Raw genomic sequence first — 16,032 nt, 5'->3', positions numbered from 1 at the left:
TTGAGTGCTCCGCTTTCGGTGTTGTCGCTGACAGTGGTTTTGTTGGGCTCTACCATTCCAGGTTCCTCCCTCCGCGAAACGCCCCAAAGCCAAAGTGGTCGCAACGCAGGCAGCGGCTTGCCTCCTGGCGCGCCTCCTCCTCGGTAAGACCCTGCTCGACCAGATTCCAATCGTGGATGCGTTCGCCGGCCTCGCGCTCGCCCAGCTCGCAGCGGCCGCACTCATGCTTGCCCTTAAACTGCACGGTCGGCAGCTCAACGTCGAGCTTAATCTTGTGGTCAAAGCCCAAGTAGCGGTCGATATTTGCCGAAGCAACGCGGCCGGCGTTGATGGCACGGATGACGGTGGCGGGACCGGTCTGGCAGTCGCCGCCGCTAAAGAGGCCATCAAAGTTGGGCACGGCGCCGTCCGAATCGGTGACGACGCGACCCCACTTGCAGGCGATACCCATGTCCTCAAACGGCTTGGAATCGATGTCCTGGCCAATGGCCACGAACACGCGCTCGCAGGGAATGACGCGCTCGGGTGTGGCGGCGGCACGCGGGGCCGGACGCCCACGACGGGGCTCACCGATAATCTGCGGCTGCACGCGCAGGCCGCTCACGCGACCATCTTCATCCGTCTCGATGGCGAGCGGGGCCGTCAGCTCCAGAACCTCGCAACCCTCGGCCTGGGCGCCGGCAATCTCGGCATCCTGGGCCGTCATGTCGCAGATACGACGGCGGTAGACGATGCTCACCTTTTCGGCACCGCAGCGCACAGCAGAACGGGCCACGTCCATGGCAACGTTGCCGCCGCCGATGACACACACGCGCTGGCCGCTCAGGTCGGGCAGCTCGTCGTCGCCGATGGCACGCAGCATCTTGACGGCCGACTCCACGCCGAGCGCCTCTTCGCCCGGAAGGCCGAGCTTCTTGTCGCTGTGGGCACCGATGGCTAGGTAGACGGCATCGAACTCGTCGCGCAGGCGGGCGAGTTCCTCGCCGTTGACGGAGTGATCGAGCTCAACGTCGATGCCGGCGCTCAAGATCCAGTCGATCTCGGCCTGCAGGCGCTCACGCGGCAGACGATAGCTGGGGATGCCATAGCGCAGCATGCCGCCCAGGTGGTGGCGCTGCTCAAAGATGGTCACCTTATGGCCCATCACGGCCAGGTAGTAGGCGCAGGAAAGGCCGGCCGGGCCGCCGCCGATCACGGCGACGCGCTTGCCGGTGTTGTCCACTACATGCGGCTTGTGGTCGTTGAGGTCACTGTGCTCGACGGCAAAACGCTTGAGGGCGAGGATGTTCATGGGGTCGTCGACCATGCCACGGCGGCAGTGCATCTCGCAGGGATGCTCGCACACCAGGCCGCAGACGAGCGGCAGCGGATTGTTCTTGCGGATGACCTTGACGGCGTCGGCATAGCGGCCGGCCTCGACCAGCGAAATGTACCCGGGAATGTCGACGTGCGCCGGGCAGCCCGAAACGCACGGGACGCGGGCCTCGCGGTCAAAGCCGCAGGAGTGCTCGCGAATGTGATGCTCGAAGTCATCACGGAAGCCACGAATAGCCGTGAGTGCCATGGCGCCGGCCTCGTAACCGATGGCGCAGTCGCTCGAAAGATAGATGGTACGTGCCGTGCGCTCGATCAGATTGAGCGTGGACTCGTCGGCGCGGCCCTCGAGCACATCGGCGAGCAGATCGCTCAGCGCGCTCAGGCCCACACGGCAGGGCGTACACTTGCCGCAGCTCTGGGTGGAGCACAGATTGACGAGCGCTGCCGTAAACTCAACGGGGCACGGGGCGAGCGAACTCACCGCCAGACGACGTCCGAGCGCATCGTGCAGGTCGTCCATGACGGCCTGAGCGTGGCTGCGTTCCATTACGTGCAGTCGAGCCATAAGATCCCCTCTCACATGGCAGCCCGGAGGCGAGGCCGGGCGAAGTTGCTACACGCACAACACTGACCTATAAAATTGTTTGGCAGCGACACGCTTCGGCAGGCGGTATGAAACGTCGTCCTTAGCGGTGAAAACGAACATTTCCGCAGATAAATGCCATATTTGATAAAACGCGTTACCAAATGACAATGCCCCGTCCACGCAATCACGTGGACGGGGCATTGCTCTAGGTATGCGGTCAGCGACCCTGTTGCTTTTACTTAAGCTCGGGCCAGTAACCCTTGTTGGCCTCGATCATGTCGTCGAGAACCTCCTTGGCGACCTTCATCGAAGGCACGGTCTTGTTCAGCGTAAAGGCCTTGAGCGCCTTCTCGTAAGAACCCTCGATCGTAGCCTCGACCACGAGCTTCTCGGAGTTCAGCTGCTGCATCATGAGGCCCTGCTGGAACAGAGGAATGTTGTCGCGGCTGATGACCTCGGGGCCATTCTTGCCAATGTAGGCAGGCAGCTCGACCATAGCGTCGTAGGGCATGTTGGGGATAGCGCCCTTGTTCTCGCAAATGACCAGGAAGCGCTGCTTGGTGTCGTTCTTCAGAGCGATAGCCAGATCGGCAATCCAGTCGCCGTGGCTGCCCGCATAGAACGTGCTCTCGTCGATCTCGCCCGTCTTCTCGTAGTGGTCGATGCCGTCGAAGAGGTTCTTCTCACGCGTCTCCTCAACCTCGTTAGCACGGGTGCGCTCGGGGTTGGAATGCTCGACGAACTCCTTCTGCTGCAGGTAGTAGTTCAGATACGTGTTGGGCAGGTACTCCGGGAAGCACTCCATGATCTCGTACTCGCCCTTCCAGACGTAGTACCAGCTGCCCTTGGTGTGGCGGTTCTGCTCGGGGTGCTCGTCAGTGGCCTCCTCGGGCTTCTTTGCCATGAGCGAGCCCATGCCCTTGAGGTAGGAGTCGGGCAGCAGAATCTCATGCTCCTTGATGTACTCGCGCAACTGCGGGAGCACCTCCTCGCCCTTGTGGCGGATCGAGGTGAACCAACCAAAGTGGTTGAGGCCAAAGTAATCGTACTCGACATCCTTCTTGTCGATATCGAGCGCGGCGCAAACCACATCGATGATCGCGATCGGCATGTCGCAGATGTTGATGATGCGAGCATTAGGACGCAGCACGCGGCAGCCCTCGGACACGATGGCGGCAGGGTTGGAGTAGTTGAGAATCCAGTAGTCCTTCTTGGCGTACTTCTCAACGTCATCGATCAGCTCGACCATGGGGAAGATGGTGCGCATGCCGTAGGCAAGGCCGCCGCAACCGCAAGTCTCCTGGCCCACGCAGCCGTGACGCAGCGGAATCTTCTCGTCCTGCTCGCGCATGGCGTAGCCGCCCACGCGCATCTGGGCAAACACGAAGCTCGCGTCGGTAAAAGCCGTCTTCTTGTCGGTGGTCACCGTGAGCTTGATGTCCAGGCCGAGGTCCTCGTGCAGAATCCAGTCCACGAGCACGCCGATCTTGCGCTGGCGCTCCTCGTTGATGTCGTACAGGCGAATCTCGTCAACGTCGAGCTCGTCCTTGCGCAGAGCGATGGACTTGACGATGCCGGGGGTAAAGGTGGATCCGCCACCACACAGAGTAATGATCATTGTTTACTGCTCCTTCTCAATTGCGTTTTCGACCTTGTCGCGCATCTCGGCGACCTTCATGCCAAAGATGATCTGGATATTGTTGCCGTTGCGGTTGATGCCGCTGTTGGGCACGTGGTTGATGAGGTCCTCATTGATGAGGTCCGGGTTCTTAACGTTCACGCGGAGACGCGTAAAGCAGTTCTCGAGCTCCTCGATGTTGTCCTTGCCGCCAAGACCTGCGACCAGGTCGGCGATGCCTGCGTCAACACCCTGCGCGGGAGCATCGGCGACAGCGCCCTGCTTCACCGCGACAGACGCGGCGGCCTCGCCCTCGGCAACGGACTCGGCGAGCTCGGACTCCTCCTCGCGACCAGGCGTGTGGAGGTTGAGCTTCTTAATAAGGAAGGTGAAGAGGAAGAAGTACAGAGCGGCGTTGACGACTCCGAGCACCAGCATGACCGGCCAGTTGGTCTTGTCGACACCGAGGACCAGGTTGGAGACCACGATGTTGATGATGCCGCCTGCAGTCGAAGCGGGCACGGAGAGGACCTTGAGCAGAACCAGGAAGATGCCGGAAAGAACCGAGTGAACGACAAAGAGCACGGGAGCGGCAAAGACAAAGAGGAAGTCCATGGGCTCGGTCACGCAGGAGAGCACGGCGGTGATGATCAGCGGGATGATAACGGCCTTGGTCTTATCCTTGTTCCCCTTGTAAGCGGTGAAGATAAAGGCGAGACCGATACCGATGTAGGGCCACAGGTTGTTGAAGGTGTAGCTGTTGAAGTAGGTGCTATCGGAGAAGGGCTGGCCCGCCATCGCCATCTCGGCAACACGGATGGGATAGGCGCCGGCGATAACCTGATCACCCAGCGTAAGGGTGCCGCCCACATCGGAGAACTGGAACGGGGTGTAGATGAGGTGGTGCAGGCCGGTGGGAACGAGCAACTTGTTGAGCATGCCGTAGATAAACAGACCGATGTTGCCCGACTCCTTAATGATGCCGGCAACGGAGGAGATGGCGCCCTGAACCGGAGGCCAAACGATGCAGAAGCCAGCGCCCATGATCCAGGAGATGATGATCATGATCAGGAACGGAAAGCGAACGCCCGAGAACATCGAAAGAGCAATGGGGAACTGCTTGTTCGAGTACTTGTTGAACACGGCACCGGTGATGCAACCAAGAATGATGCCGCCAAACACGCCGGTATCGAGCACCTGAATGCCCATAACGGTGCTCTGGCCGGTTCCGGTAAGGCCGAGCATGCCGCTCGCCTCGGCAAGAGAACCGGTGGCGTTGAGCACGATGTTATTGGCCTGCAGGAACAGGAAGAACGACATCAGGGCGATCAGCGAAGCATGGCCCTTGTTCTTCTTTGCCATGGCGCCGGCGATGCCCACGCAGAACAGAATCGAAAGGTTGTTGATGATAAACATCAGCGACTGATAGACAACGGCGCCCACAAGCTGGAACGGGCCGGAGCCCAGCACGGGGACCACAGCGCAGATGGTCTTGTTGGTCAGAATGATGCCCACGATGAGCAGGATGCCGGCAACCGAGAGATACATCATCGGCTGAACGATCGACTTCGCGAACACCTCCAACGGCGCTTTGAAATTGAACTTCTTTTTTGCGGTCATAGCGGTACTCCCCTTCCTTTTCCGCAAATTAAGACAGATGTGCCCTGGACAAGACCGTGAGCCTTGCCTTATATCAATCGATGTGTGGGCACGTTATGCCTAGAGACCAGGTTCTCCAAGCAGGTTAACAATGTGGTACGCGAGATAACTCTTCTCGGCATTGGTAACGACAACGTTATAGGTAGACGACAAGTGGGCGGCTATGGCGTCCGCGCACGAGAATGCGCACGGATACGCCGTTTCATCGATTCGGAACAGCGCGTCGCCATTGATTTGCCCGGCCGCAGGATCGAGCGCTCGCTGCGCGAAAAACTGCAGGTGACGAACGAAACGCTCATAGGGCAGCGAGGTATCATCGAGGGTCGTAGCATAGCGCTCGGAAACAATCGCGAGCACGTCGCGAACAAGCTGGACCGAGATGATGAGACGGTCGGAGCGTTGTGGCATGGTGGCGTTGACGATATGCAGCGTAATAAAACCCTGCTCTTCTTCGCTCATCTGGAAGCCCATATACTCCTTGACAATCTGCAGCGCACGGCCCGCAAGCGCATACTCCTTGCGATAGAACTGCTGGATCTCGAGCAGCAACGGATTCTCGCAGGGGACGCCCTTGCGCTCGCGCTCCAAAGCAAGGCTGATATGGTCTGCGAGAGCAATGAGAATCTTGTCGTTGACATCAACATTGAGCTCTCGACGAAGCATCTGAACGATGTCCTCGGAAATCACGAGGTTGACGGTGGGGATGGACTCCAAAAGATGTGCCAAGCGGTCAATCGTACGCGAATCCTGAGAAGTGCCCTCCTGCAGCGCATAGGTCTTTTCGACCGATGCTTCATCGATAGCGTCGCCGGCATGACGGCCAAAGCAGAGGCCTCGACCGATGACAATGAGCTCGGAGCCATCGTCCGAAGTGACCATTGCGACGTTATTGTTGAAAACTCGCTTGATAACCACGGTACCCACCAAAAGAATTTACTCGGAAAGCCAGACGACAGGCTCTTTAACAGCGACAGGGCCGGAAGCGTGCTCACGAAGAGTCGAGTTCTCCGAACGCTCGCACACGATAACGAAGACCGTGGGATCGAAGCCGGCGGCGCGGACCGCGTCAAAATCGACCTCAACGAGGGGCTGGCCCGCGTCGACATGGTCACCCTGGGCAACAAGCGCATGGAAGCCCTTGCCCTCAAGTTTAACAGTGTCGATTCCGATATGCAGCATCACCTGAGCAGAGCTGTCGTCGGACATGATGCCCAGTGCATGCTCGGTCGGGAACAGCGCCGCGACGGTACCGGAAACAGGAGCGCACACCGTTCCCTCTTGGGGAACCACGGCAACGCCATCGCCCACGGCACGGCTGCTAAAAGCGGGGTCATTGGTATTTTCTAGATGAACAAGCTCGCCGGAAACAGGAGCGAGGATTTCGAACTCGGAAGTTGCAGTCTTCTGCTCATCCGAACCGCCCATCAGGCGAGAAAAGAAACCCATGGTGGCATGTCCCTTCATAAATATAGCCCAACCAAAATCAAGCGAATGCGTCCATAGAGACACATCCGTTCAAAGACTTTGGTTAGGCCCACGTCCGAGGGACTCGGTAACCTTCCGCATTTCTTTTTACGGGAGCTATTGTAGACAAGCCCAAAGCCTGAATAGTCATTATGACCGGTGAGCGGTATTTTTTCTTCGATAAACGGTATTTAGGCGATATTTGGATGTCTCTATAGTTTTGTAACCCTCGTGGCTATTCCCGGTGAGGCACCCGACCCCGTATCGCGGCGCATGTCGCCCCCAATCTGGGTATCCGGTGCATGGTGCCCTATTGTCTTGCATAATTTCGCTTGCGTCATGCATAAAAAGACGGGGGCACCCCTTCCCGTCCCAACGTACCCCCGCTTGGACCGTGCAAAAACCGGAGTATTCAGCATCGCGGTCCCCGTCGGCGACGCCGCGAATCGGGGAAGCCGCGCAATCGGCGTCATTTTGGGGCCCGGCGCGACGCGAAACGTGTGATATCGCCGCGCCGGACCCCGTCCGCCAACCCAAATAGTCTGTCGAAGGATCTCGCTGGCCCAAAAAGACGCTTCCGGTGCGTATGCAGCCGCCCCGGCCTGCTGAATACTCCCAAAAATGCACGGTGCACCCGAGGGGACCCGTGCATGCCGTGAAAAAACACGCTCACATCCAAAAGAATGCGAGCGTGAAAGCCAAATGGCAGCAGGGGTGCCAGACGGCGAGCGGAATCCCTGGCGTATCCGCCCGGGCACCGCAGCCGCCGCGTGTCAGTGGGGAGTTTCACGTTCTCCGTCGATGCCAGAACCCCGCATACGCGAATCTCCAACTAAGCCGATAGCCCACATCTCTTGCCGCGACCGTCTCCGTGCATTTTCGTTAGGGAGCCGGCCCACCTCAAACTGCGCCCACTAAAAAGGACCCCGAGCATAGTCTGCTCGGGGCCCAAATTCATCTCGCCTTACCGCGCGACACGTGTGTTACTTGCGCTTGCCGCCGCCGTCGCCGGGACGACGGGAGCTGCCGCCGCGCTTGCCGCCACGGCTGTTGCCATAGCTGCCACGGTTATCGCGACCGCCGGCACGACCGCCGCGGGAGCCGGCCTGGTTGCCGCCACGGCGCTCCTCGCGGGTGTCGTCGTAGTTGCGCCAGTCATCGCGACGATCGCGGCTGGCACGCGGGTCGCGACGATCGCGCGACTCATTCGAACGACCGGCGCCGCTACGGCCACCTTTGCCACGAGCGCCCTCGCGACGCTCGCCACCGCGGCCGCCCTCGCGGCCTCCGCGCTCGTCAAAGCGCTTGCCGCCGCGGGTACCACGCTCGTCACGCGAGCCACGGCCTTCGCCGCCACGACGCTCATCACGCCCGCCGCGCTCGCCATCGCGACCGGAACGACGACGGTCGCCCGCACCGCGTTTGCCGCCACGCGATCCACGACCCTCGTCCTCGCGCTCGACACGGCGACGACCGCCGCGGTCCTCGTCCTCACGGCGACGGCGGTGTGCCTCGCCCTGGAACTGCTTGGCACGACGCTCGGCGCGGTTGCCGCACGGGGCCTGCTCAACGGCACCAGCATTGACGCGCTCCTCGGCAGCCACCTCGCGGGCCACGCTCTCCACAGCCTCGTCCACGCGAGCCTGAACGCCCTCGCGCACGCGGGTCTTGCCGCCACGCTTGGGACGGCTCGGACGCTCGCCGTCGCCGCGACCACGGTTGGAACGACCGGCCACATCGCCGTAATCGTCGCCGTTGCGCTTGCCGTCGCGACGCGCCTGCTCAAGCTTCTTCTTGCTCTTGGACTTGCCGCGCTTGGTCTTCTTCTTCACCTTAAAGGCCGCAGGGTCGCGCTCGGGGTCAACCGCGGGCGGATTGGGACCCACATGCAGGTCGCCGGCCTCGTAGATGTCGGCCGTCTTGTCCATGAGCTTCTCGATCTCGTAGAACTCATCGACATCCTGCTCGGTCACAAACGTGATGGCCCAGCCCAGCTCGCCGGCGCGGCCCGTGCGGCCAATGCGGTGGATGTAGTCGGTCGGCTCGGCCGGCACGTCAAAGTTCACGACGTAGCGCACATCGCTGATGTCGATGCCGCGGGCGAGCACGTCGGTCGCCACCAGCACGTCGACGGTGCCGTCGCGGAAGGCAGAAAGCGCGCGCTCGCGCTGCGCCTGGCTACGGTTGCCGTGGATCGCGGCAGCCTTGATGCCCTTGCGCTCCAGACGACGGCAGCAGCTGTCGGCGCGATGCTTGGTGCGCATGAAGACGATAGTGCGCTCCGGGCCCTCCTTTTTGAGGAACTCGGGCAGCAGGTTGTTCTTGGCCTCGATGGACACTGGAAACACAAACTGATCGACGGTGTCGGCGGTCGACGTGGCAGGCGCGATCTCCACGCGGGCCGGATCGCTCACCAGGTCGGTAATCTCGCCCACGGCCTCCTCGTCGAGCGTGGCCGAGAACAGCAGCGTCTGGCGCTCGGTCGGCGTCTCGCACACAATACGGCGGACGGCGGGCAAAAAGCCCATGTCGAGCATGCGGTCGGCCTCGTCGAGCACCAGCACCTTGACCTCGTCCAGGTGGCAGGCACCCTGCTCGATCAGATCGACCAGACGGCCCGGCGTGGCGACCAGGATGTCGCAGCCGTACTTGAGCGCCGCGGTCTGGGGCTTGTAGCTCACGCCGCCCACGACGGTCACGGCGACATGGCCGGTGACGTCGGCGATTTTGCTCGCGACCTCGTCGATTTGCTGGGCAAGCTCACGCGTGGGGGTGATGACGAGCATCACGGGGCCGCGGCCGTTGCCCTCGGGCTTTTTAGCACCGCGACGACGGTTGCGACCGCCGCGCTCACGCACGGGTTTGGGCGGAGCGATGTGCTCCAGATTGTTCATGGTCGGCAGCAAAAAGGCGGCCGTCTTGCCGGTGCCGGTCTGAGCGGCGGCAAGCAGGTCGCGGCCCTCGAGCACCACGGGGATGGAGCCAGCCTGGACAGGCGTGGGCGCCGTGTAGCCCAGGTTCTCGATGGCACGAAGCATCTCGTCCGAAAGTCCCAGCTCGTCAAAGGCGGGCAGGCTCTCGGTCGCGGACTCGACGGCCTGGGCAGCATTGGCCTCGTCGGCAGCATCGAAGGCAGCCTGGGTCATGGCCTCGCGGGTCTCGTCCAGAATCTCGGCGTCCGTGACGTCAGATACAGAATTACGCATATGTTGTTGTTCCTTATCTGCACGCGTTATGGGCACGGCATGCAGCCGCGCGGGGCGTGCTTGGTAGTGCGCTAATACATACAAAACAGGTGCGCACAGAGAGGACGTTGCTCAGCACGCTGGCGATCGCTTTGGCAGCCTTTCACGCGCCGTCCAGACGCAGCGGCCCTAAGCGATGGAGCAGATTCGCCGCCGGTTAGTATACCCTCGGTTCGCATGACCCCACGTAAACCACAGATGACGGGGCGGATGGAGCGGGTCTGGGCCGATTGTCTCAATCTGTAACAGTTACGAGGCAAAACCGGGTCTACACGTTACAGATCGAGACAAACGGTCGACACGGTTCACAAACATCTCAATCTGTAACAGTTACCGAGTAAACTCGGTCCTAATTGTTATAGATCAAGACAGAGGGGGGATTTCCGTCCAGTCCAAACCAAATCTCCCAGTCTTCCTGCAATTTCGAACATATGGCCTATAATATTGCTTTGGTTACGCTACATGTTGCGCAGCCATTTAATACGTCGCCCACCGGGGGCCATTAATTCCTATCGCCTTATTGGCTAGGAAGCAATCAAAGGAGGTATCCGTGGCAGCAGAGACGCCTTGCTCGGTCCTCTATAACGATATTCGCTCGTTCGGCGGTCTTAAACATCTCGAGATCGCCCGAATGCTCATCAATGGAAACTCTTATCTCGGCAGTACCCTGCTCGAGAAATGCTCTTCCAACCGCTCGTATCTCACCCGCTACATCGTCCATCGCGAGCCTGACCAGTGCGCGCCCGCCATCTACAGCGACTTTACCGTCACCACGCTCAACCTTTCCGTGGCAATCTGCAGCAAGCTCGGCGGCGGTGAGTCCGCCTATCAGGCAATCGCCGAGCACTATCGCGGTCCGGCCGCCAACGAAATGATGTCGGCTCTCACCAGCTACAAGCTGGACAGCCGCCTATATGCAAATGCCCTCAATCGCATCGACATCTTTGACGGCAATGCCTTGCGCGAAAAGAGCGCACTCTTCCTGATGCTCTTTGTGGCGACGGGCGCACTCGCCGATCCCGTTCAGGGCGTGGCCACCGTCGAGCGCTTTTGCGACAGCAAGACAGGCGGGCACTTTGGCACCACCGAAACTACCGTCGGACGTGGCTTTATGAGCAGCCTGGAGCAGCCGCACGCTGTCGCCCCCAACCTCGGTCTGCTCAGAACCCATGCCGACAACTGCGCCGACATGCAAATCCATCCCCTCACACGCGATCCGCGCGGCACGGTAATTGGGTCCTTGCCCAAAACCTCGCCCAGCATCACCGATGTAGGCGCTGATGCATCGCGCGAGCATCTCCGCATTTGGTTCGAAGGTGGACACTGGTACGCCCAGGGCCTTGGGTCGACCAACGGCACAGTGCTCGAATCGGGCGCGGGCGACGGCGATATTGTGATTGAGCCGCCGCGCGACCAACGCGAACCTGGCAAGATCTATCCCCCGGTGGAAATCGAAAACAGCGACAGGCTCCATCTGGGTCTCTACACGACATTCCTTGTCATCGTGGACTAGCTCCGCAAATTGTCCGGCTCGGCACCAGCGTAGAACAGCTGCAAGCCAAGAGGATTCGTGAACTCGTTGGCCGACGCCGTCGTCCGCGCCATCTCAAACGAGGCTGACGCCGAGTCGAACCCCGTGCAGCTCCAACCGGCAAGGCCCAGCACGAGCCCCGCACCGATCATGACAGCCGCCACGAGGTGCACGAGATTCCAAGTGGGATGCATGGAACCCCACTCCCACCGGGGCACCTCGGAGCGAACGAAGGGGGACGCGACGGCGCGAGCGCACCAGACGATTGCCCTGACCAGCAGCTTCGAAGCGGCAACGGCCAGATGGATGCCGAACACCCCCACGCCAGCAACGGCGACGCCACAGCCAAGCCCCATCAGCGCGCCGGCAACGCTCCCCGCCTTGACGCCCGCCACAAGGTACAGGAGGCCGATGGGAGCCCCGAGCAACATCGACGCGGCAATAGCCCATACAGCCACAAGCAGACCGAAGAGGCCTATGAAGCATCCGATGACCGCCATGATCACGCCGAGGGTCAGGGGGATCCACACGGGCGAACCGATCACGGCGGCCACGATGAACGCCACAAACCACGACCTCGGGGTCTTGGGTGACCTGAGCCGCGCCGCCGCCCGCGGGACGGCGGGCATCTCGGAGATGATGCGCGCCGCGGCCTCCGCCGGGGGCTCGAGCGACCCAACGGCCTCCTCCTCGGAGACACCCGCCTCGACGCGATCGTCAACCATCTCCTCGTAGAAGGAGACAGCACGATCAACCTCGTCCTTTGAGAACGCGGCAAGCCCCACCCTCAGCTCGGAGAGATACTCGTCCTTCGTCATGATTGCCTCCCCGTTCCATCAGTCGTGATTGCCGTCTCGATGTAGTCGTAGACCGCCCGGACCTCTGCGCGCTCCGCCCGGAACCGCTCGATCGCCTCGCGCCCAGCCTCCGTGGCCAGGTAGTACTTGCGGAGCCTCCCGTTGTGCTCAGACGAGCGAACGGATACCTGACCGACCCTCTCAAGGCGCTTGAGCACCGGGTAGAGCGTCGACTCCGTGAGCCCCAGCGCCTGGGGCACGTTACGGATGATCTCGTAGCCGTACGACTCTCCCCCGCATACCGAGGCAAGCACGCACGCCTCCACGAAGCCGCGCTTCATCTGCGGGTCCATCGCGTCACCTCATCTCATTCGCTGTAATACCCGTCGCTGTCTTATACTATGCGTTATGTGGTGTGTTGTGTCAACAGGTATATGAGAAAGATGAACGTCATTAGCTGATTGGGACGCGAACTCTCCCGAGGTCGGAAGACGCTGCCCCTACCCCGCCGGGAGCTCGAAGGTGAAGGTCGTGAGGCGGCCGGGGTCGCTCTCGCAGGAGATGGAGCCGCCGAGGGCCTCGGCGCGGCATCGGGCGATGGAGAGGCCGAGGCCGTAGCCCTCCGCGCCCGAGCCGCCCTCGTCGGCGTACTTGACCGCGTTGGCGAGCAGCTCGCCCAGCACGGCCGAGAGGTCGCCTGCAGCGCTACGGCAGCCGCTCCTCCGTCTCATCCAACCAGTCGCGCACGGCGCCGAGGGCCAATGGGAGGTTCCCCACCTGGCAGTGCTCCGCCGCGTGCTCGGCATCAGTGAAGACGCGCGTCGTCACGCTGTTGGCGTTCACGAGCTCGCGCGCCACCTGGCCGAGCCGCCGAAGCGGCACGTACTGGTCGCGCTCGCCCGCGAAGAGCAGCACGTCCTGTCGCACGAGCGGGCCCAGGCCCGCGAAGCTCCAGCGCTCGAGCTCGTAGAGCAGCTCGTGTGGGCTGTCCGTCCCCGTGATGGCCAGGGCCTGCTGCAGCTTCCAGGCCATGTCGTGGTCACGCGCCGCGAGGCGGCTAACGGCAGCATCGAGTACGCCTGAGGCGCGGCACCACACGAGGAACTCGAGCGCGACGCCCGCGGTCCGGGGCAGGCGGATCTCCAGCGCGTCGAACATCCGGTAGAACACGTCCATCGCCACGATGCGCGTAACGCGCGGCTCGAACGCCGCCACGCGCATCACAAGCAGCCCGCCGAGCGACATCCCCATCGCGGCGCAGCGCTCGATCTCCAGCGCGTCAAGCACTGCCCCCACGGGGCGCTCCCAGGCGAGCGGCATGGCGAGGCCGCGCATGAGCGCCGTCCCCTGGCCGGGCCCGTCGAAGATGACGACGTCGCGCCCGCAGTCGCCCAGCGCGCGCAACCAGCCCGCCATCTCCTCCATATAGCTGTCGAACCCGCCGAACAGCAGGAGCGGCTCCGCCGAGTGCTCGGCGGCGGTGCGGATTCGTAAGGCGGGCAGGCTCGACCCCGCGTAGGGGACTTCCAGGCGCTCCAGCTCGGGGCCGTCCCACCCGGCGTAGAACTCGCGGCGGAACCCCGCGACGGCCGTGCGCTTCGTCTCGGAGTCAAGCGGCTCGTAGAACGCCGCAGCGCCCCAGTAGCCCGAGGCGACGGCGTGGTCGCCGGCTACCTCGCGCCGGCGGGCAAGCTCCGACCAACAGGGGTACCAGTCCCCGGCGGTGCGGAGCTGGGGGATGACCTCGGCGAGGTCGCCTTTGACCGATGGGTCGAGCTCGGGGTGGGTGAAGCGGTTGAGCTGCAGATCGAACTGCTCATCCCCGGTGTATGCGTGGAACATGATGCCTCCCGGCGGTTTCGGTTTCGGGGAGATTCTCGTGCCGGAGTGCCATGCTGGCCACAAGCAGTATCGTATGGGATGTAGGGTATCGGACAGTTTGTCCGAAATTGGTTGGAATGGGGGCTAGGCGTGGGAGACCTAAGGACGGAGAAGTCGGAGGAGGCCATCCGCGCAGCATTTTTCGAGCTCGTGCGCGAGCGTGGATTCGAGCGCGTGACGGTCGGTGAACTGTGCCGCCGCGCCCGCGTGGGACGCTCGACGTTCTACGACCACCACGAGGACAAGTATGAGCTGCTCAGCTGCCTGGTCGGGGAGGTCTTGACCCGAGCGCAGGCCATGATGGAGGAACGGTTCGCGGCGGCCTCGGACGTAGCGGCGGTGGTCGGCGGGGCGTACGCGTGGTTTGAGAGCGAGCGCGACGAGTTGTCCTGCCTGCTGACCATCCACGTCCCCGAGGCTGACCTCGCGGCGCAGTTCCGCGCCCTGTTGGAGGAGAGCTTCGAGGAGCGGCTTGTGGGCGGTGGGGGCACCGGGAACGGTACGCCCACCGTGCCCGTCGAGCTGCTCGCCAAGCTCTACGCCTCAAGCGCGCTCACCATGCTCGAGTGGGTGCTTGTGCATGGGAGCGAGGATGGTGCAGCAGCGACGTTCGTCGACGAGGCATGGGCGCGGTTGATGCCGTTGCTCGGGTGACAAAGTGGTCGGGTCGGTTTGTCACGATCAAGTCGAATTGTCACGGAGTTGCTGGAACCAGACGCCGGAAGAAACCAGCCCACTCGCGCTCAACCCGAGGCTACCGCACCGAGTCCCACTGGTCCGCGGTGACGAGGCGACAGACAGTGTCGTGCGACTCGCCCACGAGCGGGTAAGCCACATCCCTCTGTTCGAACGCCGGTGCCATACCGCACTTTTCCATCACCCGACCAGAACCATCGTTCGAGGCGAAGTGCAGGCCCCAAACGGCCGGGGCGCCCAAGGTTCCGAATGCGTACTCGAGCACCGCTCCGAGCGACTCCGTCATGTAGCCCCTGCCCCAGAGGGAGCGACCGATCCAGTAGCCCACCTCGAGCGCACCCTCGCCCGCGAGCCTGCCGAAGTGCTCCCGGAGCTCGGGAGCAGAGTCAAAGCAGTCCAGGAGCTGCGAGCTGAACGGCTTGAGGGCGATGCTGCCGACCGGACCGTCCCCTTCGAACTTCACGATGATCGCCCAGTTGTTCTCAACGGCGAGGACGTCCCGGACGATCCGTGCACTCTCATCGACGCTCGCGTGCGGAGGCCAGCCGGCGCGAGGGCCGACCAGAGGATCTGACGCGTATCGGAAGACCGACGCTGCCTCCGCGGCATCGTTCACGCGCCACGCCCGCAGCAGCAGGCGAGATGTCTCGATATCCCTCATTGGAAACCTCTGTCTCAGGACCTCAAGAGCGATTGCACGTCTCATCGGCAATTGTAGGGGCGAGCCCAGGCACCTGCCCCCGAGAGCGGCCGCCTACATATCTTCTCAGATTCCGGTCGGACGTCTTCGGCTGCACGTGCACCTTAGATGACAAATCGACCTGACCGGTTTGTCACCTCGCCGGGAGCTCGAAGGTGAAGGTCGTGAGGCGGCCGGGGTCGCTCTCGCAGGAGATGGAGCCGCCGAGGGCCTCGGCGCGGCGTCGGGCGATGGAGAGTCCGAGGCCGTAGCCCTCCGCGCCCGAGCCGCGCGTACGAGCGGCGTCGCCGCGCCAGAGGCGGTCGAAGACGCGGGGCACGTCGGCCGGAGCGATCCCGGGGCCGGTGTTGGACACCGAGACCGCGACGCGCCGCCCGCGGCGGGCGGCGGAGACGGCGACCGACCCGCCCTCGTCGGCGTACTTGACCGCGTTGGCCACGAGCTCACCCAGCACGGCCGAGAGGTCGCCCTCCGCACACGCGACGACCGTGCCGGGGGCGACCGACGCGGAGAGGGACACCCCGCGCGTCGCCGCGCG

At 62.6% G+C, this 16,032-nt stretch carries 14 protein-coding genes; 2 read left to right on the top strand and 12 right to left on the bottom strand.

The features are described 5' to 3' along the window. Positions 1-49 precede the first annotated feature (49 nt). From DW151_RS09170 to DW151_RS09145, 6 genes are all read right to left on the bottom strand, one after another. Positions 50-1,882 (bottom strand): NAD(P)-binding protein, encoded by a 1,833-nt coding sequence (locus DW151_RS09170; RefSeq protein ID WP_118335501.1) that lies wholly within the window; start codon positions 1,880-1,882, stop codon positions 50-52. Positions 1,883-2,138: 256 nt separating this feature from the next. Next, entirely contained in the window at positions 2,139-3,521 is a 1,383-nt protein-coding gene (locus tag DW151_RS09165) for a 6-phospho-alpha-glucosidase (RefSeq protein WP_117655571.1), read from the bottom strand. Positions 3,522-3,524: 3 nt separating this feature from the next. Further along, the gene (locus DW151_RS09160; RefSeq protein ID WP_118335500.1) at positions 3,525-5,141 is read right to left on the bottom strand and encodes a PTS transporter subunit EIIC; all 1,617 of its coding nucleotides are present in this window, start codon (positions 5,139-5,141) and stop codon (positions 3,525-3,527) included. Positions 5,142-5,240: 99 nt separating this feature from the next. Beyond that, a complete protein-coding gene (locus DW151_RS09155; protein ID WP_233543386.1) occupies positions 5,241-6,095 on the bottom strand; it encodes a PRD domain-containing protein in 855 nt (284 codons plus the stop codon). An 18-nt stretch (positions 6,096-6,113) separates the two neighbouring features. Then, positions 6,114-6,626: a PTS glucose transporter subunit IIA gene (locus DW151_RS09150; RefSeq protein WP_158549283.1), complete on the bottom strand. Its 513-nt coding sequence runs from the start codon at positions 6,624-6,626 to the stop codon at positions 6,114-6,116. Between the two features lie 1,001 nt (positions 6,627-7,627). Then, positions 7,628-9,850, bottom strand: coding sequence for a DEAD/DEAH box helicase (locus DW151_RS09145; RefSeq protein ID WP_118335498.1), 2,223 nt, complete (start codon positions 9,848-9,850; stop codon positions 7,628-7,630). Between the two features lie 589 nt (positions 9,851-10,439). On the opposite strand from DW151_RS09145, the gene DW151_RS09140 reads away from it, so the two are divergent. Next, a complete protein-coding gene (locus DW151_RS09140) occupies positions 10,440-11,402 on the top strand; it encodes an FHA domain-containing protein (protein ID WP_118335497.1) in 963 nt (320 codons plus the stop codon). Here the strand turns inward: DW151_RS09140 and DW151_RS09135 are convergent. The 4 genes from DW151_RS09135 to DW151_RS09120 all read right to left on the bottom strand — a co-directional run bounded on the left by DW151_RS09135 (position 11,399) and on the right by DW151_RS09120 (position 14,059). Further along, complete coding sequence (locus tag DW151_RS09135) at positions 11,399-12,238, bottom strand: DUF1700 domain-containing protein (protein WP_118335495.1); 840 nt, start codon at positions 12,236-12,238, stop codon at positions 11,399-11,401. The two genes, DW151_RS09140 and DW151_RS09135, sit on opposite strands and share 4 nt — an antisense overlap. Then, positions 12,235-12,570, bottom strand: coding sequence for a PadR family transcriptional regulator (locus DW151_RS09130; RefSeq protein WP_199579940.1), 336 nt, complete (start codon positions 12,568-12,570; stop codon positions 12,235-12,237). The genes DW151_RS09135 and DW151_RS09130 overlap by 4 nt, the downstream gene beginning before the upstream one ends. A gap of 147 nt (positions 12,571-12,717) precedes the next feature. Continuing rightward, the gene (locus DW151_RS09125) at positions 12,718-12,948 is read right to left on the bottom strand and encodes an ATP-binding protein (protein WP_199579939.1); all 231 of its coding nucleotides are present in this window, start codon (positions 12,946-12,948) and stop codon (positions 12,718-12,720) included. Beyond that, positions 12,923-14,059 (bottom strand): alpha/beta fold hydrolase, encoded by a 1,137-nt coding sequence (locus DW151_RS09120; protein WP_118335492.1) that lies wholly within the window; start codon positions 14,057-14,059, stop codon positions 12,923-12,925. Before DW151_RS09120 ends, DW151_RS09125 begins: the two co-directional genes overlap by 26 nt. Before the next feature lie 129 nt (positions 14,060-14,188). Here DW151_RS09120 and DW151_RS09115 point away from each other — a divergent pair, with 129 nt between their 5' ends. Next, the gene (locus DW151_RS09115; RefSeq protein ID WP_158571687.1) at positions 14,189-14,752 is read left to right on the top strand and encodes a TetR/AcrR family transcriptional regulator; all 564 of its coding nucleotides are present in this window, start codon (positions 14,189-14,191) and stop codon (positions 14,750-14,752) included. Positions 14,753-14,852: 100 nt separating this feature from the next. Here DW151_RS09115 and DW151_RS09110 read toward each other — a convergent pair whose 3' ends face one another. Further along, positions 14,853-15,455, bottom strand: a complete 603-nt coding sequence (locus DW151_RS09110) for a GNAT family N-acetyltransferase (protein ID WP_118335489.1) — start codon at positions 15,453-15,455, stop codon at positions 14,853-14,855. Between the two features lie 172 nt (positions 15,456-15,627). Continuing rightward, a partial coding sequence (locus DW151_RS09105) for a cell wall metabolism sensor histidine kinase WalK (RefSeq protein ID WP_147351777.1) occupies positions 15,628-16,032 on the bottom strand: 405 nt, incomplete at its 5' end.

Source organism: Collinsella sp. AM13-34 (genome assembly GCF_003473055.1).
Taxonomy (GTDB): domain Bacteria; phylum Actinomycetota; class Coriobacteriia; order Coriobacteriales; family Coriobacteriaceae; genus Collinsella.
The sequence above is the reverse complement of the archived record's forward strand: the minus strand, read 5'-3'. Positions and strand labels throughout refer to the sequence as shown.